This window comes from Streptomyces sp. NPDC127595 (genome assembly GCF_042671685.1).
Taxonomy (GTDB): domain Bacteria; phylum Actinomycetota; class Actinomycetes; order Streptomycetales; family Streptomycetaceae; genus Streptomyces.
Genome location: NZ_JBHXWK010000013.1, coordinates 180,741 through 202,369, shown reverse-complemented (window position 1 = coordinate 202,369; position 21,629 = coordinate 180,741). Strand labels below are relative to the sequence as shown.

General features: G+C 70.7%; 20 protein-coding genes. 16 read left to right on the top strand and 4 right to left on the bottom strand.

Going from position 1 to position 21,629, the window contains the following annotated elements:
* The first annotated feature begins 118 nt into the window (after positions 1-118).
* From ACFVKT_RS33660 to ACFVKT_RS33640, 5 genes are all read left to right on the top strand, one after another.
* Positions 119-358, top strand: a complete 240-nt coding sequence (locus ACFVKT_RS33660; protein WP_266465096.1) for a hypothetical protein — start codon at positions 119-121, stop codon at positions 356-358.
* Positions 359-392: 34 nt separating this feature from the next.
* A complete protein-coding gene (locus ACFVKT_RS33655) occupies positions 393-1,742 on the top strand; it encodes an NYN domain-containing protein (protein ID WP_385738631.1) in 1,350 nt (449 codons plus the stop codon).
* Between the two features lie 316 nt (positions 1,743-2,058).
* Positions 2,059-3,090: an NlpC/P60 family protein gene (locus ACFVKT_RS33650; protein ID WP_385738629.1), complete on the top strand. Its 1,032-nt coding sequence runs from the start codon at positions 2,059-2,061 to the stop codon at positions 3,088-3,090.
* Positions 3,091-3,306: 216 nt separating this feature from the next.
* On the top strand, positions 3,307-4,329 hold the full coding sequence (locus ACFVKT_RS33645; RefSeq protein WP_385738627.1) for an NlpC/P60 family protein: 1,023 nt from the start codon (positions 3,307-3,309) through the stop codon (positions 4,327-4,329).
* Positions 4,330-4,360: 31 nt separating this feature from the next.
* Complete coding sequence (locus ACFVKT_RS33640) at positions 4,361-5,557, top strand: hypothetical protein (protein ID WP_385738625.1); 1,197 nt, start codon at positions 4,361-4,363, stop codon at positions 5,555-5,557.
* A gap of 25 nt (positions 5,558-5,582) precedes the next feature.
* Here the strand turns inward: ACFVKT_RS33640 and ACFVKT_RS33635 are convergent, their stop codons facing one another.
* Positions 5,583-6,779, bottom strand: a complete 1,197-nt coding sequence (locus tag ACFVKT_RS33635; protein WP_385738623.1) for a glycosyltransferase 87 family protein — start codon at positions 6,777-6,779, stop codon at positions 5,583-5,585.
* Between the two features lie 190 nt (positions 6,780-6,969).
* Here ACFVKT_RS33635 and ACFVKT_RS33630 point away from each other — a divergent pair, with 190 nt between their 5' ends.
* Positions 6,970-8,112 (top strand): glycosyltransferase family 4 protein, encoded by a 1,143-nt coding sequence (locus ACFVKT_RS33630; RefSeq protein ID WP_385738621.1) that lies wholly within the window; start codon positions 6,970-6,972, stop codon positions 8,110-8,112.
* Positions 8,113-8,310: 198 nt separating this feature from the next.
* On the opposite strand, the gene ACFVKT_RS33625 is transcribed toward ACFVKT_RS33630, so the two are convergent.
* Positions 8,311-10,107 (bottom strand): AMP-dependent synthetase/ligase, encoded by a 1,797-nt coding sequence (locus tag ACFVKT_RS33625; protein WP_385738619.1) that lies wholly within the window; start codon positions 10,105-10,107, stop codon positions 8,311-8,313.
* A gap of 297 nt (positions 10,108-10,404) precedes the next feature.
* Between ACFVKT_RS33625 and ACFVKT_RS33620 the strand changes: the two genes are divergently transcribed.
* From ACFVKT_RS33620 to ACFVKT_RS33595, 6 genes are all read left to right on the top strand, one after another.
* On the top strand, positions 10,405-11,202 hold the full coding sequence (locus ACFVKT_RS33620) for a metallophosphoesterase (protein ID WP_385738617.1): 798 nt from the start codon (positions 10,405-10,407) through the stop codon (positions 11,200-11,202).
* Between the two features lie 126 nt (positions 11,203-11,328).
* Positions 11,329-11,769, top strand: a complete 441-nt coding sequence (locus ACFVKT_RS33615; RefSeq protein WP_365427415.1) for an SRPBCC family protein — start codon at positions 11,329-11,331, stop codon at positions 11,767-11,769.
* A 209-nt stretch (positions 11,770-11,978) separates the two neighbouring features.
* Positions 11,979-13,151 carry an ArsA family ATPase gene (locus ACFVKT_RS33610; protein WP_385738615.1) on the top strand — a complete coding sequence of 391 codons (1,173 nt, stop codon included), beginning with the start codon at positions 11,979-11,981 and terminating at the stop codon, positions 13,149-13,151.
* A gap of 58 nt (positions 13,152-13,209) precedes the next feature.
* A complete protein-coding gene (locus tag ACFVKT_RS33605) occupies positions 13,210-13,683 on the top strand; it encodes a DUF5304 domain-containing protein (RefSeq protein WP_385738613.1) in 474 nt (157 codons plus the stop codon).
* Between the two features lie 54 nt (positions 13,684-13,737).
* Positions 13,738-14,691: an ROK family glucokinase gene (locus ACFVKT_RS33600; RefSeq protein ID WP_385738611.1), complete on the top strand. Its 954-nt coding sequence runs from the start codon at positions 13,738-13,740 to the stop codon at positions 14,689-14,691.
* Between the two features lie 416 nt (positions 14,692-15,107).
* Positions 15,108-15,878: an endonuclease/exonuclease/phosphatase family protein gene (locus ACFVKT_RS33595; protein ID WP_385738609.1), complete on the top strand. Its 771-nt coding sequence runs from the start codon at positions 15,108-15,110 to the stop codon at positions 15,876-15,878.
* A 7-nt stretch (positions 15,879-15,885) separates the two neighbouring features.
* Here the strand turns inward: ACFVKT_RS33595 and ACFVKT_RS33590 are convergent, their stop codons facing one another.
* Positions 15,886-16,524: a hypothetical protein gene (locus tag ACFVKT_RS33590; protein ID WP_385738607.1), complete on the bottom strand. Its 639-nt coding sequence runs from the start codon at positions 16,522-16,524 to the stop codon at positions 15,886-15,888.
* Entirely contained in the window at positions 16,517-17,326 is an 810-nt protein-coding gene (locus ACFVKT_RS33585) for an alpha/beta hydrolase (RefSeq protein WP_385738605.1), read from the bottom strand. The genes ACFVKT_RS33590 and ACFVKT_RS33585 overlap by 8 nt, the downstream gene beginning before the upstream one ends.
* A 201-nt stretch (positions 17,327-17,527) precedes the next feature.
* Here ACFVKT_RS33585 and ACFVKT_RS33580 point away from each other — a divergent pair, with 201 nt between their 5' ends.
* The 4 genes from ACFVKT_RS33580 (at position 17,528) to ACFVKT_RS33565 (ending at position 21,502) form a co-directional block, all read left to right on the top strand.
* Positions 17,528-18,316 carry a lysophospholipid acyltransferase family protein gene (locus ACFVKT_RS33580; protein ID WP_385738603.1) on the top strand — a complete coding sequence of 263 codons (789 nt, stop codon included), beginning with the start codon at positions 17,528-17,530 and terminating at the stop codon, positions 18,314-18,316.
* A gap of 47 nt (positions 18,317-18,363) precedes the next feature.
* Entirely contained in the window at positions 18,364-19,641 is a 1,278-nt protein-coding gene (gene macS, locus ACFVKT_RS33575) for a MacS family sensor histidine kinase (RefSeq protein ID WP_385738601.1), read from the top strand.
* On the top strand, positions 19,634-20,317 hold the full coding sequence (locus ACFVKT_RS33570) for a response regulator (RefSeq protein ID WP_385738599.1): 684 nt from the start codon (positions 19,634-19,636) through the stop codon (positions 20,315-20,317). Before macS ends, ACFVKT_RS33570 begins: the two co-directional genes overlap by 8 nt.
* A 156-nt stretch (positions 20,318-20,473) precedes the next feature.
* Positions 20,474-21,502, top strand: coding sequence for a 6-phosphofructokinase (locus ACFVKT_RS33565; protein WP_385738597.1), 1,029 nt, complete (start codon positions 20,474-20,476; stop codon positions 21,500-21,502).
* The last annotated feature ends 127 nt before the right edge of the window (positions 21,503-21,629 follow it).

Genomic DNA, 21,629 nt, shown 5'->3' with positions numbered 1-21,629 from the left:
CAGAGTGCCTCGCCGCAGTGGACGGCCGAGCGTCGAGTACCCGCCAGGCCTTAGGGTTACGAGCCATACACGCCAGGGAGACTGGCGCGGTACGGACACCAGAAGGAAACGACACCACATGACGGTTCCCCTCCCGACTGCCGAGACCCGGTGGCGCTGCACGCTCTGCGGCAACCTCACGCGTTTCGACGTGACCCGCTCGTCGAAGGTCGTCGAGTATGTGCATCTCGACCTCGCCGGGGAACCCAAGGTCGAGGAGCGCGAGGTGGTCAGTGAGACCATCGAGTCGGTGCGGTGCCGCTGGTGCAACGCGTTGGATCAGGTGGAACTCGTGGACAGGCCGGGCGCCGGCTCCTGAGGGAGCGGGCCCCGCACAGGTAATGAGGTGACGGATGGTGGAGACCACAGGCGGGGAGCCGGACGACGGCACCGCCGAGGTGCTCGACCGTCCGCTGCCCGACGGTGTGCGCCGGCGGGTCGTGCAGATCGTCTCCGACGGCTTCGGCGGGCTGACCATCGGCGAACTGCCCAGCCAGTTGCGGCAGTTCGCGCGGTTCGCCCCCAACCGGCGGGCCAAGTTCGCCGGTAACGCGATGGCGGCCGCGCTGGAGACGGACCCCCTCTTCAGACAGCGCATCGCCGAGAAGCTGAGAGAGGCGCAGTCGGAGCTGACCGGCGCACTCGACTCGGGCGCGCCGCCCCCGGCCGCGGATCCGCTGGACGTGGCGGCCGCGGCCTATGTGCTGCGCCCCACGGGCTGGGTGAAGCTGGTGGCCGCCGCGGGCGAGGAGGCCCTGCGGGCGGACGCCGAGCGCGCCGACGAGGAGAGCCGCGCCGAACTGGAGCGGCTGCGGCACGAGCTGGCGGAGGCCCGGGGCCAGACGAAGACGGAGACGGAACGGCTGCGTACGGAACTGGAGTCGGCGAAGAAGGAAGCCGAATCGCTTCACCGCAAGCTGCGCGGGGCGCTCAGTGACGTCAAGCGCGGCGAGGCGGCCGTACGCAAGCTGCAGGCCGAGACGGACACCGGGCGGGCGGAGGCGCAGGCCCAGGTGTCCGCCGCCGAGAGCGAGACCCGGCGGCTCAAGGCACGGCTCGGGGAGGCCGAGGCGGCCCTGGAGGCGACGCGGAGAGCGACACGCGAGGGCCGCAGTGTCGAGGACATGCGCGTACGACTGCTGCTCGACACCGTTCTCGAGGCCACGCAGGGGCTGCGGCGGGAGCTCGCGCTGCCGCCCGTGTCCGTGCGGCCCGCCGAGACGGTCGACGCGGTCGAACCGGGACGGATGACGCCGAAGGACATCGCGGCCCGGGCGCTTTCCGAAAACGACCCGGCGATCCTCGACCAGCTCCTCGCGCTGCCGCAGGCCCATCTGGTGGTCGACGGCTACAACGTCACCAAGACCGGCTATCCGCAGATGCCGCTGGAGAAGCAGCGGCTCAGGCTGCTCGGGCAGCTCTCGCAGCTCGCCGCACAGACCGGGGCCGAGGTGACGTGTGTCTTCGACGGGGCCGAGCTGGCCGCGCCCGTGCTGCTCGCGCCGCCGCGCGGGGTGCGGGTGCTGTTCTCCAAGCCCGGTGTCACGGCTGACGAGTTGATCCGCCAGCTGGTGCGCGCCGAGCCGCCGGGGCGGCCGGTCATCGTCGTCTCCACCGACCGTGAGGTGGCCGACGGGATCGCCAAGGCGGGTGCGCGGCCGGTGGCTTCGGTGGTGCTCCTCAAGCGCTTCTCGCGCGGCTAGGACCTGTCCTGGCCCGATGCCACGTACGCCCTATAGGCAACCTAAGTGCCATGCGTAACGTCTGGGCTTGATGCCCGAATTGGTGCGACCTTCACGCAACGTAGTGTCAAGTGCGCATTACTGCTTGTGAGTTGTCGGCAAAGAAACGCTCAGTGACCGAGATTTTTCCTGTCAGGATTTGAACTGATCACAAGTAGGTCACTAGGGTCAGGCCTCGAACCTCTGCTCGGGTGATCACTCATTGGGAGTGACGGTGGAGGGGGCCCGCCCGTCGGAGTGATCGGCAGGCGGCTGAAGGAAGAAGGAGCTCGCCTTCGTGGCGTCCCACCGTCGACCCAAGCAGCCGAGCCGCGCCCGTGTGACCGTGCTCACCACCGCCGCGGCCGCAGCCGTCGTCCTCAGCGCGAATGCCGCCAACGCCGCGCCGAGCGAGAAGCCGAGTGTGGACGACGTCAAGTCCCAGGTCGACAAGCTCCAGGACGAGGCCGAGCAGGCCACCGAGAAGCTCAACGGTGCCACGGAGAAGCAGGACAAGCTCCAGAAGGAGATCGACACCCTTCAGGACAACGTGGCCCGCGGCCAGCAGGAGCTCAACGACCTGCGCGACGGCCTCGGTTCGATGGCCACCGCCCAGTACCGCACCGGCGCCATCGACCCCTCCGTGCAGCTCTTCCTCTCGGCGGACCCGGACGACTACCTCGACAAGGCGTCCACGATGGACCAGCTGAGCAATCAGCAGGTCGAGACGCTGAAGGAGGTCCAGGAGAAGCAGCGCGCGCTCGCCCAGCAGCGTTCGGAAGCCTCCGAGAAGCTCAAGGACCTCGCCGCCACCCGCACCGAGCTCGCCAAGAACAAGAAGGAAGTCCAGGCCAAGCTCGCCGAGGCCAACACGCTCCTCAACAGCCTCACGGCCGCGGAGCAGGCAGCCCTCGACGCGAAGGAGGCGCAGGCCAGCACCGCCGCCCAGAACGCCGCCCTCAGCGGCTCCGGTGTCGCCTCCGGCCGCGCCGGCTCCGCGTACGCCGCCGCGCAGTCCGTGCTCGGCTCGCCGTACGTCTACGGCGCCTCCGGCCCCTCCTCGTTCGACTGCTCGGGTCTGACCTCCTGGGCCTTCGCCCAGGCCGGTGTGTCCATACCCCGCACAGCGGAGGCGCAGGCCAGCGCGGGCACCCGGATCTACTCGCAGAGCGATCTGCAGGTCGGCGACCTGGTCATCTTCTACAGCGACTTCCACCATGTCGGCTTCTACGCGGGCAATGGCCAGGTGCTGCACGCTCCGAAGCCCGGTGCGGTCGTGCGCTACGAGTCGATCAACAACATGCCCTTCCAGTTCGGCGTCCGGATCTGACGCGCGCGCTCCCTGAAGGCTGTCGCCACGCCGCCCGAACGGGCGAATCGCGGTAACTCCTGCTGACCCCACACCCCGTCGGTGACCTGCGTCTCCGGCGGGGTGTCACGTTGTGTGCCCGCCGGGGTCTTTGGCCGGCGCGTAGTCGCACGGCTACTGTCTGCCGCGTTTCCTCCAACTCCGGGGGAGCGTCAGCGGAAGGGAGAGCGGCTACTCGTGGGGTCCCATCGCCGCTTTGCAGCGTCCGGCTTCGACCGGGGCGCCGGCGCAGCCGGTTTCGCCGTCTGCGTGATGTCCGCCGCCGCCGCGGCCCTCGGTGCCGTACCGGCCGCCGCAGCGCCGCAGGACGACACCCGGGCCGAGGTGGACCGCCTGTTCGAGCAGGCCGAGAAGGCCACCGAGGCGTACAACAAGGCCGACGAGCGCGCCGACTCGCTGCGCGAGGAGGTGAGCGAGGCCCAGGACGAGATCGCCCGGCAGCAGGAGCGGATCAACACCATGCGCGACGCGCTCGGTTCGCTCGCCGGGGCCCAGTACCGCTCGGGCGGTGTCGACCCCTCCCTCGCGCTGCTGTTCTCCGACGACCCGGACGACTACCTCGACAAGGCCGCCGTCCTCGACCGGATCAACACCCACCAGGCCGGTGAGCTCAAGGAGCTCCAGTCCGCCATGCGCGACCTCGCCCAGCACCGCGAGGAGGCCACCGGCAAGCTCGCCGAGCTGGAGAAGAGCCGCAAGGCCGTCGCCGAGCACAAGCGCACCGTCGAGCAGAAGCTGACCAAGGCACGGCAGTTGCTCAACGCGCTGCCCGACTCCGTGCGGGCCGCCTATGACCGGGCCTCCCGCTCCGGACGCTCCGACATGCCCGACTTCGCGGGCTCGGCCCCCGCGTCGGGGCGCGCGGCCGCGGCCGTCGCAGCGGCCCGCTCCGCACTCGGCCGCCCGTACGTGTGGGGCTCCAACGGGCCCGGCGGCTTCGACTGTTCGGGCCTCATGCAGTGGTCGTACGGACAGGCCGGGGTCGGTCTGCCGCGCACCTCGCAGGCCCAGCGGTACGCCGGACGGCAGGTGCCGCTCGCCCAGGCGCAGCCCGGTGACCTGATCGCCTACCGCGACGACGCCAGCCACATCGGGATGTACGTGGGCAACGGCCAGGTGATCCACGCGCCCTACCCGGGTGCGCCCGTCCGCTACGACCCCGTGGGCATGATGCCGGTCTCGTCGGTCACCAGGGTCTGACCCCGCGCGAAGTCACCGTACGATCGGGAACGTGGCTGGTCGAAGGCGCGCGTCGCGAGCGGGGCTCTCCCTGGTGCTGCTGCTCGCCGTGCTGGTCGGCTGCGGCGGCACCGCCGTCCCGGACGCCGCGGCGGCCGACGTGCAGCGGGTCCTCGACCGGCGGGCGGCGGCTGTCCTGGACCGGGACGAGCCGGCGTACCGGGCAACCGAGCAACCGGGCACCCCTCTCACCGAGTTCGGGAATCTCCGCGAGGTGCCGCTGGCGGCCTGGTCGTACCGCGTGACCGGCTTCCACCGCTCCGGCGACCGGGCCACGGCCGACGCCGAGCTGAGCTACCGCGTCGAGGGCTACGACAAGGCACCCGTGACGGCCGCCCGCACCCTGAGCCTGACCCGCACCGACGGCAAGTGGCACGTGGCCTCCGACAAGCCCGCCGAGGACGCGAGCGAGCAGTTGTGGGAGCAGGGCGCGGTGACGGCCATACGGGGCGAACACAGCCTCGTGATGGGGGTCGGTCAGTCGGCGGACCGGCTGCGCTCCTACGCGGATCTCGCGGACCGCGCCGTGCCCGCCGTGTCCAAGGCGTGGGGCACCGACTGGTCGGGGCACGTCGTCGTGCTCGTACCGCGGTCCCTGGAGGGCATGGCGGGGCTGCTGGGCGCTCCGGCGTCCGGCTACCAGGGCATCGCGGCGGTCACCACCGGCGAGGCGGGGGCCTCGGCGAAGGCGCCCGCGGACCGGATCATCGTCAACCCCGACGCGTACGGCATCCTCGGCGACCTCGGCAAGCAGGTCGTCCTCACCCACGAGACCACCCATGTCGCCACCCGCACGCACACCACGGCCGCCACACCGCTGTGGCTCTCCGAGGGCTACGCCGACTGGGTCGGCTACCTCGGCAGCGGGCGCACCGCCGCGCAGATCGCCCCGGAGCTGGAGCGGGCCGTCGCGGACGGGCAGGTGCCGGCCGCGCTGCCGGACGACGCGGACTTCGGTTTCACCGGGGACGCGGCGAAGCTGGCGCAGGCGTACGAGGGCGGCTGGCTGGCCTGCCGGCTGATCGCCGACCGCTGGGGCGAGGCCCGCCTCGACGACTTCTACCGGGCCGTCGGCGAGCACGACAAACGGGCGGGAGCGGTCGAGGACGCGCTACGGGACGTGCTGCACACGACGCCGGAGAAGTTCACGGAGCAGTGGCGGGAGTATGTGCGGGCGCAGCTGGGCTGAGGCTGCTGCCGTGCGGTGAGTGCCGTCAGCTGGAGGGCTGGCTCTCCTTGGTGCGGGTCGCCTGAGTGGGGAGGGCCGGGGTCGGCTGGGAGACCGTGTCGCGCCACAGGGCGACCGCGGCGGTCACGGCGGCGATCACCAGCAGGCCGTTGCGGACGAAGAGGAGGGTGACGCCGAGACCGTCGCTGACCACGACGTGCGAGAACCAGATCGGGAACTCCAGGACCGTCACGAACGACGCGATCAGCACCAGGCCGACCGGCACGGTCATCCGGCTGGCGCGGAAGCACAGACAGACGGCCGCGAGGCCGACCAGCCACACCATGTACTGCGGGCTGATCACCCGGCTCGTGGTGGTGAACATCAGCACCGCCACGAACGCGGCGTCGGCGAGCGTGTGGGTGAGGAACCGCTTGGCGCACAGCCGCCACAGCAGCAGCCAGCCGAAGGCGACCGCCGTGAGTACCAGAGCCAGTGTGCTCACCAGGTCGACACCCGGGCCGAGGAACTCCACGGAACCGTAGTTGAGCAGCACCTGGCCGTCCCAGCCGTACTGCCGGGCCACATGGAAGACGAGGGACCCGAGCGACTCCACCTCGGTGCCGCGGTCGCGCTGGAAGGTCAGGAAGGCGAAGGCGCCGGGCATCGACACCGCGAACAGCACCGCGATCCCCGCCGCGGAGACCGCCGCCGCGGCCCACGCACGGCGCCTGACGGCCCCGACGAGCAGCAGCACCGGCCACACCTTCAGCATCGCCCCGAAGCCCACCAGCGCCCCCATCACCCGCGGATGACGCGCCCCGGCGAGCAGCGCCGCCACCGCGACGGCCGTCACCATGACGTCGTAGCGCGCGTACACGGTCGGCCCGAGCAGCGGTACGCCCACCACCCACACCCAGGCGCCGCGCAGCGACCTGCCGGAGCGCTGGCCCGCGTACTGGAGGAGCCAGAACACCACCACGTCGGCGGCGAAGGCCAGCAGGAAGAAGGCCGACGCGTAGTCGAGGAAGGGCAGCAGGCCGGGGGAGAGGATCGGCAGGGCGGCGGCCGGCGGGTACTGCCAGGTGACGTCGTCCAGCGGGAAGGTGCCGGTGCGCAGGACCTCGTACCAGCCCTGGTAGATCACGGAGACATCGCTGGTGACGTCCGGGCCCGGGAAGACGAGGAACCTGAAGACGAAGAGCAGCAGTAGCAGCCTGGTCAGGCCCCAGATTCCCGTCATCGCGTACGGGAACCTCGCCCCCTTTGCGCCCGTCATGCGTACCTGGCCCTCGTTCGTCCGGATCGCGCGTGAGCCGACGATGCTCCGCGGATGTGTTTCGGCGGGGTCATGATGGCGCGCGATGCTGTGCCGGAGCCATCAAGCGCGGCCGTACGGAGCTGTGAGTATAGGTTCGATAGTGTCGAACGCGATGCACAAGACCCTGATCGTGACGAACGACTTCCCGCCCAGGCCCGGCGGCATCCAGGCCTTCCTGCACAACATGGCGCTGCGCCTGGACCCCGAGCAACTCGTCGTCTACGCCTCCACCTGGAAGCGGGGCCGCGAGGGTGCCGAGGCGACCGCCGCCTTCGATGCCGAGCAGCCCTTCACCGTCGTACGGGACCGCACGACGATGCTGCTGCCCACTCCCGCCGCCACCCGGCGCGCGGTCGGGCTGCTGCGCGAACACGGCTGTACGTCGGTGTGGTTCGGGGCGGCGGCCCCGCTCGGCCTGATGGCGCCCGCGCTGCGCAGGGCGGGCGCGCGGCGGCTGGTGGCGACCACCCACGGGCACGAGGCCGGGTGGGCCCAACTGCCCGCCGCACGTGGGCTGTTGCGCCGGATCGGCGAATCCACGGACACCCTCACCTATCTCGGGGAGTACACCCGCTCCCGGATCGCCGGCGCGCTGACCCCCGAGGCGGCCGCGCGGATGGTCCAACTGCCGCCCGGCGTCGACGAGAAGACCTTCCACCCGGGCTCCGGCGGCGCCGAGGTCCGCGCCCGGCTCGGGCTCACCGACCGCCCGGTCGTCGTCTGCGTCTCGCGGCTCGTCCCGCGCAAGGGCCAGGACACTCTCATCCTCGCGCTGCCGCGCATCCTGGCCGAGGAGCCGGAGACGGTGCTGCTGATCGTCGGGGGCGGGCCCTACGAGAAGGAGCTCCGGAGACTCGCGCACGAGACCGGTGTCACCGACTCGGTCCGCTTCACCGGAGCGGTGCCCTGGTCGGAGCTGCCGGCGCACTACGGCGCGGGAGACGTCTTCGCGATGCCCTGCCGTACGCGGCGCGGCGGGCTCGACGTCGAGGGGCTCGGCATCGTGTATCTGGAGGCGTCCGCGACCGGGCTGCCCGTTGTCGCGGGGGACTCCGGGGGCGCGCCTGACGCCGTACTCGACGGCGAGACGGGGTGGGTCGTCCGCGGGGGCTCGCCCGAGGAGACCGCCGACCGTGTCACCGCCCTCCTCGGCGACGCCGAGCTGCGCCGCCGGATGGGGGAGCGGGGGCGGGAGTGGGTCGAGGAGAGGTGGCGGTGGGATCTGCTGGCGGGGCGGTTGCGGGAGTTGCTTTAGCGCCGGTGGGGGTGCCCCTTGCCGGCTTCCGGCGCCCGCGGGTGGTTGTGGGTTGCTCGCGCAGTTCCCCGCGCCCCTGAAGGCGCGCTTCTGCGGAGGCGCCCTGAAGGGGCGCGGGGAACTGCGCGACCAGCCATGCACGGCCCGTGGGTCGTCATCGAACCTCCGCCCCTACGGCGGGAGTTCGTCCCTGGCGCGTCAGCCCCGGTAGATCTTCTCGATCTCGTCGGCGTAATCCTTCGCCACCACGTTCCGCTTGAGCTTGAGCGACGGCGTGAGATGCCCCGACTCCTCGGTGAACTGGGAGTCGAGGATCCGGAACTTCCGTACCGACTCCGCCTTCGACACCGCCGCGTTGCCGTCGTCGATGGCGCTCTGGATCGCGGCGAGCAGATCCGCGTCCTCGCGCAGCGACGCCGCGGTGGAGCCGGCCGGCTTGCCGTGCTCGGCGGCCCAGCGGCCCAGGAACTCGTCGTCGATGGTGATGAGCGCGCCGACGAACGGGCGCCCGTCGCCGACCACCATGCACTCCGCGACCAGCGCATGCGCCCGGATGCGGTCCTCGATCACGGCCGGGGCGACGTTCTTGCCGCCCGCGGTGACGATGATCTCCTTCTTGCGGCCGGTGATCCGGAGATAGCCGTCCTCGTCGAGGGTGCCGATGTCACCGGTGTGGAACCAGCCGTCGGCAAGGGCCTCCGCGGTCGCCGCCTCGTTGTTCCAGTACTCCTTGAACAGGTGCTCGCCGTGCAGCAGCACCTCGCCGTCGTCCGCGATCCGCACCACCGAGCCGGGCAGCGGCTGGCCGACCGTGCCGATCTTCTGGCGGTCCCACGGGTTGAAGGCGGTGGCCGCACAGGACTCGGTCAGGCCGTAGCCCTCAAGAACCGTGAAGCCGATACCGCGGAAGAAGTGCCCGAGGCGCTCGCCGAGCGGGGCGCCGCCGGAGATGGCGAACTCGCCCTTGCCGCCGAGCACCGCCCGCAGCTTGCTGTAGACGAGCTTGTCGAAGGTCCGGTACTTGATCTTCAGGGCGAGGGACGGGCCCGAGGGGGTGTCCAGCGCGCGGCTGTACGCGATCGCCGTGTCCGCCGCCTTGTCGAAGATCTTGCCCTTGCCGTCCGCCTGCGCCTTGGCGCGCGCCGAGTTGTAGACCTTCTCGAAGACGCGCGGCACACCGAGGATCAACGTCGGCCGGAACGAGGCCAGTTCGTCGGTGAGGTTCTTGATGTCGGGAACGAGGCCCAGCTTGATCGGCGCCATCATCGGCGCGACCTGGACCAGGCGCCCGAAGACGTGCGCGAGCGGCAGGAAGAGGAGCACCGAGCACTCGCCCGTGCGGAACAGGGGGCGCAGTCGCTCCACGATGTTGCCGCACTCGGCGAAGAAGCTGCGGTGGGTGAGCACGCAGCCCTTGGGGCGGCCGGTCGTCCCGCTCGTGTAGACGATGGTGGCCGGGTCGTCCGCCTTGGCGAGCGAGCTGCGCGCCTCTACCGCCTCGTCGGTGATGTCCTTGCCCGCGCGGCCCAGCTCCTCGACGCCGCCGCCCTCGATCTGCCACACCTGCTTCAGCGCGGGCAGCCGGTCGCGCACCGACTCGACGGTGGCCGCGTGCGAGTCCAGCTCGACGACACAGGCGGTCGCGCCCGAGTCGCTGAGGATCCACTGCACCTGCTCCGCCGAGCTGGTCTCGTACACCGGCACGGTGACCGCGCCCGCGCTCCAGATCGCGAAGTCGAGCAGCGTCCACTCGTAGCGGGTACGCGACATCAGGCCGACCCGGTCTCCGGGCTCCACGCCCGACGCGATCAGGCCCTTGGCCGCGGCCCGTACCTCGGCGAGGAAGACGGTGGCGGTGACATCCGTCCACGTACCGCCCACCTTGCGGGCGATGACGGCGACATCGGGATGCTGCGCGGCGTTTCTACGGACGATGTCGGTCAGATTTCCGTCCGCAGGGACCTCGTACAAAGCCGGAAGGCTGAACTCGCGCAAGACTGCTGCTCCTCATTGGGCGCCGACGCCACGACTCTGTGTGCTGCGACGGTGCGGTCCAAGGCTTGGGCAGGCACCCAGGGAGATCATTGTTGAAATCCTGAGTACGACTGGACTGCCCGGACGTTACCCGTCGGTACGCCTTCTTCGACAGGGGGGTCGGACGAGATGTTCGCCGTGTCACACAGGTTGGTATTCCTTGGCGCACAGTAGTCCACAGCTTTCTGGACTGGCCAGTAACCGCCGGTCCGGCCCGCTCCTGTTCACGTATGCCGCACACGCCTACGCTTGATCGTCATGGCACTCACACCAGGCGGTAACGGCAGGACACGGGTTCATGTGGTCAGTGACGTGCACGGCAACGCCCGTGACCTGGCCAGGGCCGGCGACGGCGCGGACGCGCTGATCTGCCTCGGGGACCTCGTGCTCTTCCTCGACTACGCCGACCACTCGCGCGGTATCTTCCCCGACCTCTTCGGCGTCGAGAACGCGGACCGCATCGTCGAGCTGCGCACCGCCCGCCGTTTCGAGGAGGCGCGCGACTTCGGGGCCCTGCTGTGGGCGGGCATCGGCACGGGCCGGGCGAGCGCCATCGAGAAGGCGGTGCGCAAGCAGTACGCCGAGCTGTTCGCCGCTTTCCCGACACCGACGTACGCGACATACGGCAATGTCGACATGCCCCTGCTGTGGCCGGAATACGCCGGACCCGGCACGACGGTGCTCGACGGCCAGCGGGTGGAGATCGGCGGCCGGACCTTCGGCTTCGTCGGCGGCGGACTGACGACCCCGATGCGCACGCCCTACGAGATCAGCGACGAGGAGTACGCGGCGAAGATCGAGGCCGTCGGCGAGGTCGACGTGCTCTGCACCCACATCCCGCCCGAGGTGCCGGAACTGGTCTACGACACGGTGGCGCGCCGCTTCGAACGCGGCAGCCTGGCCCTCCTGGACGCGATCCGCCGTACCCGGCCGCGCTACTCGCTCTTCGGCCATGTCCACCAGCCGCTGGCACGGCGGATGCGGATCGGGGCGACCGAGTGCGTGAACGTGGGCCACTTCGCGGGCTCCGGGCGGCCGTGGGCCCTGGAGTGGTGAGGGGCCGGGCCCTCGTCCTGACCGGGTGCGGGTGACGGCACCCCGTCCGGTGCGCGGTAGCCTTCACGCTGCACACACGTGCGCACCACCCTCCCTCACCGGACCGTATCTGGAGGAGCCACGGCGATGGCTGAACACACCAGTTCGAGCATCACGATCGAGGCGGCACCGGCTGATGTCATGGCGGTCATCGCCGACTTCGCCCGCTACCCGGACTGGACCGGCGAGGTGAAGGAGGCGGAGGTACTCGCCACGGACGGCCAGGGCCGCGCGGAGCAGGTGCGCCTCGTCATGGACGCCGGCGCCATCAAGGACGACCAGACCCTCGGCTACACCTGGACCGGCGACCACGAGGTCTCCTGGACCCTCGTCAAGTCCCAGATGCTCCGCTCCCTCGACGGCTCCTACATCCTCAAGCCCGCCGGCACCGGCGCCACCCAGGTCACCTACCTCCTCACGGTCGACGTCAAGATCCCCATGCTCGGCATGATCAAGCGCAAGGCCGAGAAGGTCATCATCGACCGCGCCCTGGCGGGTCTGAAGAAGCGGGTGGAGGAGACCAAGTAGCCGCATTCTCAGCCCGTCCGGCGTTTGAGGACGAGCGCGTTCAGCGCGATGCGGGGGTCTGGGGGCGGCAGCACCCAGGTACGGGACGGGCAGGGGCGGAGGGGGCGAAAAACGCCTCCACGTCGGCACGGACGCCGGGAGCCAGGCAAACGGGGTTGCACCGAAGCCCCGCCAAGGCGCCCCCGCCAGCCCAGGTACCGTTCACCCTCATGCGCACCATCCTGATCACAGGCCCCGGCGGCTCCGGCCGTACCACCGTCGCCGCGGCCACCGCGCTGAAGGCCGCCCGCGACGGCACCCGCACCCTCGTCCTGAGCGCCGACCGCACGGACACCCTGGGCGCCGCCCTCGGCGTACGGACAGGGCCCGCCCCGGCAGAGGCGGGCGACCACCTCACCACCTGGCGCCCCGACGCCACCGAGCGGTTCCGCGCCGACCTCACCGCCTTCCAGGACCGCGCCACCACCGCCCTCGACCTCCTCGGCGCCAACCGCCTGGACGCCGAGGAAGTCACCCCCCTGCCCGGCGCCGAGGAACTCGCCCTGCTCCGCGCCCTGCGCGACGCGGCGACCTCGGACACGTACGACCTCCTCGTCGTCGACCTCCCCCCGGCCCCGCAGGCCCTCGCCCTCCTCTCCCTCCCCGAGGAACTCCGCCGCTACCTGCGCCGCCTGCTCCCGGCGGAACGCCAGGCGGCCCGCGCCCTGCGCCCCGTCCTCGGCCGCCTCGCGGGTGTCCCGATGCCCGCGGAGTGGCTGTACGAGACGGCGGCCCGCTGGGACCTCGAACTGGCCGCCGTGGAGGCGGTCGTCGAGGACCGCGCCACGACCGTACGGCTGGTCGCCGAGCCGGGTCCCGCCGGCGCCGACGCCGTACGCGCCGCCGGCACCGCCCTGGCCCTGCGCGGCCTCCGCGTCGACGCCCTGGTCGCGAACCGCGTGCTGCCGGGTGCCACGAACGACACCTGGCTCGCCGCCCTCGCCGCCCAGCAGCGCAAGGGCCTCGACGAGTGGCAGGAGACGTACGACGTCCACGAGGTCCCGCACCTCGGCCACGATCCGCGCGGCACCCACGACCTCGCCGCGCTCCCCGTACCCGGTGTCGTCAACGAGATGCCGTCCCCCGTCGAGTGGCCCCTCGAGGACCGTCTCGCCGACGAGGGCGTCCTCGTCTGGCACATCCCGCTCGCCGGCGCCATACGCGACGAGCTGGACCTGATCCGGCGCGGCGACGAACTCGTCGTCACCGCCGGACAGTTCCGCCGGATCGTGCCGCTGCCCTCGGCCCTGCGGCGCTGCACCGTGGACGGCGCCGCCCTGCGCGAGGGCGAGCTGAGGATCCGATTCGCGCCGGACCCCGGACTGTGGCCGCGCACACGGTGAACCACGTACCTCCGTTCGGGTAACGTCGGAGGGACGAAACGTAGTCAGGAGAACCGCCATGAGCGAAGAGCGCACGCCGTCCGACGCCGCTCAGGAAGCGGCTGGCGAAGTCCGTGCGGCCGACGTCGATGCCGACGCCTGGGCGCACGCGGTGGCCGAGGATCTCGCGGCGGAGAAGGCCCGGCGCCGCGCGCAGTACGGCACACCGCCCGGCTCGGCCGCCGAGGAGCTGCGCAAGCTCGTCGACGTCGTCGCCGACAAGCTGTCCGGCCTGCAGTCGCCGCTCCTCGGCGCGGTCGCCGGCGGAGCCGCCCAGCAGGTGGTCAACCAGGTCGTGCAGCAGGCCAAGGCCGCCGTCGAACCCGTCATCGAGCGCAACCCCGACGTCTTCGACCACCTCGCCGCCGCCGGCTCCGAGCTGCTCGCGGCCTACCGGTCGGCCGTCGAGGCACAGGAACGGCGCTGGACCACCCGGGACACGGATCCTCGCGACGAGGGCACCGGTCCAGGGGAACACATCGACTTGGACTAATGGCAGCTCGGGTACGGTTGGCCGTAGCGGGGCTCGACCGAAACTGAGGGATTCATGGGACTCACCATCGGCGTCGATATCGGCGGCACGAAGATCGCGGCCGGTGTGGTCGATGAGGAAGGCAACATCCTCTCGACCCACAAGGTGCCGACTCCCACCACGCCGCAGGCCATCGTGGACGCCATCGCCTCCGCGGTGGACGGTGCGCGTGCCGGGCACGAGATCGTGGGCGTCGGTATCGGTGCGGCGGGATACGTGAACCGCCAGCGCTCGACGGTGTACTTCGCGCCGAACATCGACTGGCGGCAGGAGCCGCTGAAGGCCGAGGTCGAATCGCGCGTGGGGCTGCCGGTCGTCGTGGAGAACGACGCCAACGCGGCCGCGTGGGGCGAGTACAGGTTCGGCGCGGGCAAGGGCCACCGGAACGTCATCTGCATCACGCTGGGCACGGGGCTCGGCGGCGGCATCATCATCGGCAACAAGCTGCGGCGTGGGCACTTCGGTGTGGCCGCGGAGTTCGGGCACATCCGGATGGTGCCGGACGGGCTGCTGTGCGGGTGCGGTTCGCAGGGGTGCTGGGAGCAGTACGCCTCCGGGCGGGCGCTCGTCCGGTACGCGAAGCAGCGGGCGAACGCGACCCCCGAGAACGCGGAGATCCTGCTCGCGCTCGGGGACGGCAGTCCCGACGGCATCGAGGGCAAGCACATCTCGGTCGCCGCGCGCCAGGGTGACCCGGTCGCGGTGGACTCCTACCGTGAGCTGGCCCGCTGGGCCGGTGCGGGCCTTGCCGACCTGGCCTCGCTCTTCGACCCGTCCGCCTTCATCGTGGGGGGCGGGCTGTCGGACGAGGGCGAGCTGGTGCTCGACCCCATTCGCAAGTCGTACAAGCGGTGGCTGGTGGGGGGTAACTGGCGTCCCGTTGCCGACGTGATTGCCGCGCAGCTCGGGAACAAGGCGGGGCTGGTGGGGGCGGCGGATCTGGCTCGGGAGCCGGATCCGATCATGTGACGTTCGTGCTGTGCGATGTGCGCCCGCCGTGCCCCTTCATCGGGGGGCGGCGGGCGTTGTCGTGTCACGTGCGCCTGGGTGGGTGCCTTGCGCCCGCCGCATCGTCGTGGGGCGGGGCCGCGCCGGTACATCCGCCCGCATCCGAACGGATCCGCTGTGGGTGTCAGGGGGCTGCTTTCTCTTGATCCGTTCGGATGCGGGCATTTGATGTACCGACACGGCCCCTTCCTTGCTTGGGCGGGTGCGGGTGCGGGTGCGGGTGCGGGTGCGGGTGCGGGTGCGGTGCGCAGCGGTTCCTTGCGGGTTTTGGGTGCGCAGCGGTTCTGTGCGGGGTTTGGGTGCGGTCCGCGGCGGGTCCGGGTGTGGGTGCGGTGCGTGCCGGGTGCTCGGGGCTGCGTTGTCGTATCTTGATCGTCATGCCGAATAGCTCCGCCAGTGTGGTCAGGTCGTTGCCCAACTCCCGTACTGAGGCTGATGGTTCGGCTGTTGTTCGGGTGCTCAGTTACAACGTTCGGTCGATGCGTGATGACACTGATGCGCTTGCCCGGGTGATTGGTGCCTGTTCGCCGGACCTTGTGCTGGTGCAGGAGGCTCCGCGGTTCTTTCGGTGGCGGAAGAAGCTGGCTCGGCTTGCGGCGGCGTCGGGGCAGGTTGTTCTTTCGGGTGGGGGTACCGCGTCCGGGCCGGCGTTGTTGTGCTCACTGCGGGCGACTGTCGAGCGGACCGAGGACGTTCTGCTTCCGCTCACTCCTGGGCTGCACCGGCGCGGGTTCGCCACGGCGGTGGTTCGGTTCGGGGGTGTTCGGGTGGGGGTGCTGAGCTGCCATCTCTCGCTGCGGGAGGACGAGCGGTATGAGCAGGGGGGCATGCTGCTTGAGCAGGTGGCCCGTCTTGGCACGCCTCATTGTGTTGTGGGCGGCGATCTCAACGAGCGGCCCGGCGGGCGTACCTTCAAGCGGCTTGGCGCTGCGCTTCAGGATGGCTGGGTTGCTCGGCCCTGGGGCGGTGAGCTGACCTCCAGTGCGGTGGATCCTCGTCAGCGGATCGACGCGATCTTTGCCACGGAGGGTGTTGAGGTCCTGGGGTGTGGGGTGCCGCTTGGTCTTCCGGGGGTTGCGGAGGCGGACCTTGTGAGGGCGACCGATCACCTTCCGGTGCTGGCCGCCCTCCGCATTCCGGTTGCCTAGGCGCGGGTCAGACCACTGCGCCGCGGCCGGGGTCGTCGCCGTCCTCGTCGTCGCTCTTCATGCGGGTCACCAGCGTGGCGAAGCCGCCGAGGAAGCCGCCGATGCCGAGTGTGGCGAGCCACCAGGTCATGTCCCAGCCGAGGAGGACGGCCAGCAGGAGGAGGACGGGGCCGCCTAGAACGGCGAGCCAGGCGAACTTGGCTGTGGTGTCGGCCGTGGGCAGCGGGGGCGGCTCGGGCGGTACGAAATGGCCCTCGTCGTCCTCGTCGAAGTCCTCTTCGGCGGGCTCGGGTGCCTGGAAGTCACGCGGGCCGGCGACGCCGGGGGCGAAGGCGACCGAGCTGCCGAGGGGCTTCGCGGGTGAGGATTTGTCCCCGGTCACGTCCTCGGTGGTGTCCTCGGTCTTGGTCCCGGCCTTGTCGTCGTTCGTCTCGGGCTCCAGAAGGGCCAGGTCCTCCACCGACTTGAACGGCTTCGCGCCCGGCGGGTCCTTGGGCTCCTCGCCGTACCCGGAGACGATCGCCTGCCATGCGGCCTCCTCGTCGAAGGGCACGCTCTGCTCGTCGCCGGGGGACTCATCGAAGGGCTCGCCCAGGGGCACGCCCTTCTCCTCGGAATCGTCGCGGTCCGCCTCGTGCTCAGCCACCCGTGGCCGTCCCTTCCTGCTGAACCGGTCGACCCGCGTCGGACTCCTTGCCGACACTGGGTGCGAGCCGGCCGATGAACGCGTAGCTCTCCTCGAAGATCCGGTCCGCGTCGTGGTCCAACGTCGCGACGTGGTAGCTCTGTTCCAGCAGGATCTCCGTGACGTCCGTGGAGGACACCCGGCTGAGGATCCGTGCCGAGTCGGCGGGCGGGACCACATGGTCCTGTGGGCTGTGCAGGAGCAGCATCGGCTGGGTGACCTGGGGCAGTTCGCCGTCGACGAGCCGGTAGAAGTTGCGCATCGAGTGCGCCGCGTGCAGCGGCACCTTGTCGTAGCCGATCTCGACGCCGCCTTCCTTGGCGATGTCGCTCGTGATGCCGGGCACCGTGCGGACGACGTGCCGGATCACCGGAAGGGCGTACGCCGCCAGGCCGTGCACCTTGATCGCCGGGTTGACGACGACGATGCCGCTCACCTCGTCCCCGTGCTTCGCGGCGAGCCGCAGGGTCAGCGCACCTCCCATGGAGAGGCCGAAGACGAACACCTGCGCGCACCGCTCGCGCAGGGCGCGCAGCTCGCGGTCCACCTCGGCGTACCAGTCCTGCCAGCCGGTGAGCTGCATGTCCTCCCAGCGGGTGCCGTGCCCGGGCAGCAGCGGCAGCGCGACGGTCAGGCCGCGCTCGGCCAGATACTCCGCCCAGGGGCGCAGCGACTGCGGCGAACCGGTGAAACCGTGGCAGAGGAGGACGCCGACCTCTCCGCCTTCATGGCGGAACGGCTCGGCTCCAGGAAGGACCGGCACCTTCGGTCTCCTGTTCATGAGACGGGCGGAATGGGACAAGCGGGGGGAGCAAGCACGACCCAGCACGACCCCGGGAGTTCGAGGCGTACTTCACCGTACGCGACCGCACTGACACCGACCAGGGTCGTCGGGCCCTTTGACAGTGCTCCGGGTTAAGGTCTGACCTACTACACAGGAGGCACTCGGTTGATCTACGGCGCAATGAAGTTTTCCATCGGAGGGCCGCTGAAGCTCGCCTTCAGGCCCTGGGTGGAAGGCCTCGAGAACATCCCCGCCGAGGGCCCCGCCATTCTGGCGAGCAATCACCTGTCGTTCTCGGACTCGTTCTTCCTGCCCGCCGTCCTCGATCGCAAGGTGACCTTCATCGCGAAGGCCGAGTACTTCACGACGCCCGGCATCAAGGGCCGGATGACCGCCGCCTTCTTCAAGGGCGTCGGTCAGCTCCCGGTGGACCGCTCCGGCGCGCGGGGCGCGGGCGAGGCGGCCGTCAAGAGCGGTATCGACGTCCTGGAGCGCGGTGAGCTGTTCGGTATCTATCCGGAGGGCACGCGCTCGCCCGACGGTCGGCTCTACCGCGGCAAACCCGGGGGCCTCGCGCGCGTGGCGCTCGCCAGCGGCGCGCCCGTCATCCCCGTCGCGATGATCGACACCGAGAAGATCCAGCCGCCGGGCAAGGTGATGCCCAAGCTGATGCGGCCGGGAATCCGGATCGGCAAGCCGCTCGACTTCAGCCGCTACTCCGGCATGGAGCACGACCGTTTCGTGCTGCGCGCGGTGACCGACGAGGTCATGTACGAAATCATGAAGCTCTCCGGCCAGGAGTACGTCGACATCTACGCGACGGCCGCCAAGCGGCAGATCGCGGAGGCGGCGAAGGCCCAGAAGCAGGCGCACAAGGAAGCCGAGAAGGAAGCCGAACAGGCACAGAAGCAGGCCGCGAAGGCCGCCGAGGCCGAGGCCGAGGCTGAAAAGGAACGGGCAGGCTCCTAGAAGCGTCCGTCAGTGGTGTGTGGTGTGTGGGGTATGGGGTGGGGGACGTGACCAAGCGCGAGCGAGTCATGAGGATGTCGGTCGAGCAGCCGCTCTGGCGTGCGCTCAGCGGCTACCGCTTGCTGACGATGGTGTACGCGATCGGGCTCTTCGTCACCGCCTACGACACCTTCGCCCGGCCCGGGGTGGCCATCGCCTACCTCGCCGTGCTGGCCGTGTGGACCGTCGCGACGCTGCCCAGGGTCGCCAACGCGGCGAGCTGCACCAAGCGTTTCCTCGCCGCCGACCTGACCATCGCGCTCGTCGGCATCCTGCTCACCCGGGTTGTCGACGACCCGGCCCGGATAGAGGCAGGCGGTCCGACCCTGCCGTCGATATGGACCGCGGGCTCCGTCCTGGCGTTCGCGATCAAGGGCGGCTGGCGCTGGGCGGCGTTCGCCTCCACGCTCGTCGCGGTCGCCAACCTCGTCCAGCGCGGCGCTCCGACCCGCGACACCATCCACAACGTGCTCCTCGTCTGGGTCGCCTCCATCGCCATCGGATACGTCGTCGAGGTCGCCCGCGCCTCCGAGCGCACCCTCGCCCGCGCCCTGGAGATCGAGGCCGCCACCCGCGAACGGGAACGCCTGGCCCGCGACATCCACGACGGCGTACTCCAGGTCCTCGCCATGGTCCAGCGCCGCGGCTCCGCTCTCGGCGGTGAGGCCGCCGAGCTGGGCCGGATGGCCGGCGAGCAGGAGGTCGCGCTGCGCACGCTGGTCTCGGGCGGCCTGCTGCCCGTCTCCCGGGTGTCCGAGGACGCGGCGCTCGGTGCCGTCGTACGCGCCGTCGACGAACCGGACGAGGACCCCGCGGGCGCCGTCGACCTGCGCGCGCTACTCGCCCCGTACACCACCGCGCGCGTGACGCTCTCCGAGCCGGGCGCGCCCGTGCCGCTCGACGCGGCCGCCGCCAGGGAGCTGGCCGCGGCTGTCGGTGCGGCCCTGGACAATGTCCGCAAGCATGTCGGCGAAGACGCCCGTGCCTGGATCCTGGTCGAGGACGAGCCGGACGCGGTGATCGTGACCGTACGCGACGAAGGCCCCGGCATTCCGGAGGGGCGGCTCGCTCAGGCCGAGGGTGAGGGGCGGCTCGGCGTCGCCCTGTCGATCCGCGGCCGGCTGCGTGAGATCGGCGGCTCGGCCGAGCTGATCGCGGTCCCCGGGCAGGGCACCGAGGTGGAGCTGAAAGTACCGAAAGCGGCGGTGTCGGAGAAGGATCCTGAGGCGCCGAAGGGTCTGAACGTTCACGGGGTTCACGGGGTAAGGCGGAGCGGGCATGAGTGAGCAGGGCAAAGGGCCGATCAGGGTCATGGTGGTGGACGACCACCCCATGTGGCGGGATGCCGTCGCGCGCGACCTCGCCGAGGCCGGCTTCGACGTGGTGGCCACCGCGGGCGACGGCGAGCAGGCCGTGCGCCGGGCCCAGGCCGCCGGACCGGACGTCCTCGTGCTCGACCTGAACCTGCCCGCCAAGCCCGGAGTCCAGGTCTGCAAGGAACTGGTCGGAGCCAACCCGGCGCTGCGCGTCCTCGTCCTGTCGGCCAGCGGTGAGCACGCCGACGTCCTGGAGGCGGTCAAGTCCGGCGCGACGGGCTATCTGCTCAAGTCGGCCTCCACGGAGGAGCTGATCGACGCGGTGCGCCGCACTGCGGTCGGCGATCCGGTGTTCACGCCGGGCCTCGCGGGCCTGGTCCTCGGTGAGTACCGGCGGCTCGCCTCCGACCCCGGGCCCGCCACGGGCGGCGACGAACCCAGGGCCCCGCAGCTCACCGACCGCGAGACCGAGGTGCTCCGCCTGGTCGCCAAGGGCCTCAGCTACAAGCAGATCGCCGAGCGCCTGGTCATCTCCCACCGCACGGTCCAGAACCACGTGCAGAACACCCTGGGCAAGCTGCAGCTCCACAACCGGGTCGAGCTGGTCCGCTACGCGATCGAGCGCGGCCTCGACGACGAGGTGTAGGGCTCGCACACATGTGCCCGTCACCCACCTTCGGGGGACTACCGGTGATCAACACCCCCACAATTCACCGGAATTGACCTTCCGCACCATGCCGAAGTGACCTGGATCACTATTAGCGTGAGTCCCATCAGCCAACCATGGCGAAGGGACTTTTCCATGCGGGTCGGAGTACTGACCGGAGGCGGCGACTGCCCCGGGCTCAACGCCGTCATCCGGGGCATCGTCCGCAAGGGCGTGCAGGAGTACGGCTATGACTTCGTCGGTTTCCGGGACGGCTGGCGGGGGCCGCTCGAAGGCGACACCGTCCGGCTCGACATCCCCGCCGTACGCGGCATCCTGCCCCGCGGCGGCACCATCATCGGCTCCTCGCGCACCAATCCGCTCAAGGTCGAGAACGGCATCCGCCGGATCAAGGAGACGCTCGCGAAGCAGGAAGTCGGGGCGCTCATCGCGATCGGTGGCGAGGACACCCTCGGCGTCGCGGCGCGCCTCACCGACGAGTTCGGCGTCCCCGTCGTCGGCGTACCGAAGACCATCGACAACGACCTGTCCGCCACCGACTACACCTTCGGCTTCGACACCGCCGTCAACATCGCCACCGAGGCGATCGACCGGCTGCACACCACCGCCGAGTCGCACATGCGGGTACTCGTCTGCGAGGTGATGGGCCGGCACGCGGGCTGGATCGCCCTCCACTCGGGCCTCGCCGGCGGCGCCAACGTCATCCTCATCCCCGAGCAGCGTTTCGACGTCGAACAGGTCTGCTCCTGGGTGACCTCCCGTTTCAAGGCCTCGTACGCCCCCATCGTCGTCGTCTCCGAGGGTGCCATGCCCAAGGACGGCGATGTGGTCCTCAAGGACGGCTCGCTCGACGCCTTCGGCCATGTCCGGCTCTCCGGTGTCGGCGAATGGCTGGCCAAGGAGATCGAGAGGCGCACCGGCAAGGAGGCCAGGACCACGGTCCTCGGGCACGTCCAGCGCGGCGGTACCCCCAGCGCCTTCGACCGCTGGCTCGCCACCCGCTTCGGCCTGCACGCCATCGAAGCCGTCCGGGACGGCGACTTCGGCAAGATGGTCGCCCTGCGCGGCACCGACATCGTCCGCGTCCCGATCGCAGAGGCCACAGCCAAACTGAAAACGGTGGACCCCAAGCTCTACGAGGAGGCAGGCGTCTTCTTCGGCTGAGCCGGGCAGCACCCGCACCCCGCACTCGCCGGCGTACCGGAGGGGACGGGTGTCGGGTGAGCCGGGCAGCCCCGCACCCCGCACCCGTCGGCGTACCGGAGGGGGCGGGTGTTGGCTGAGCTGGGCA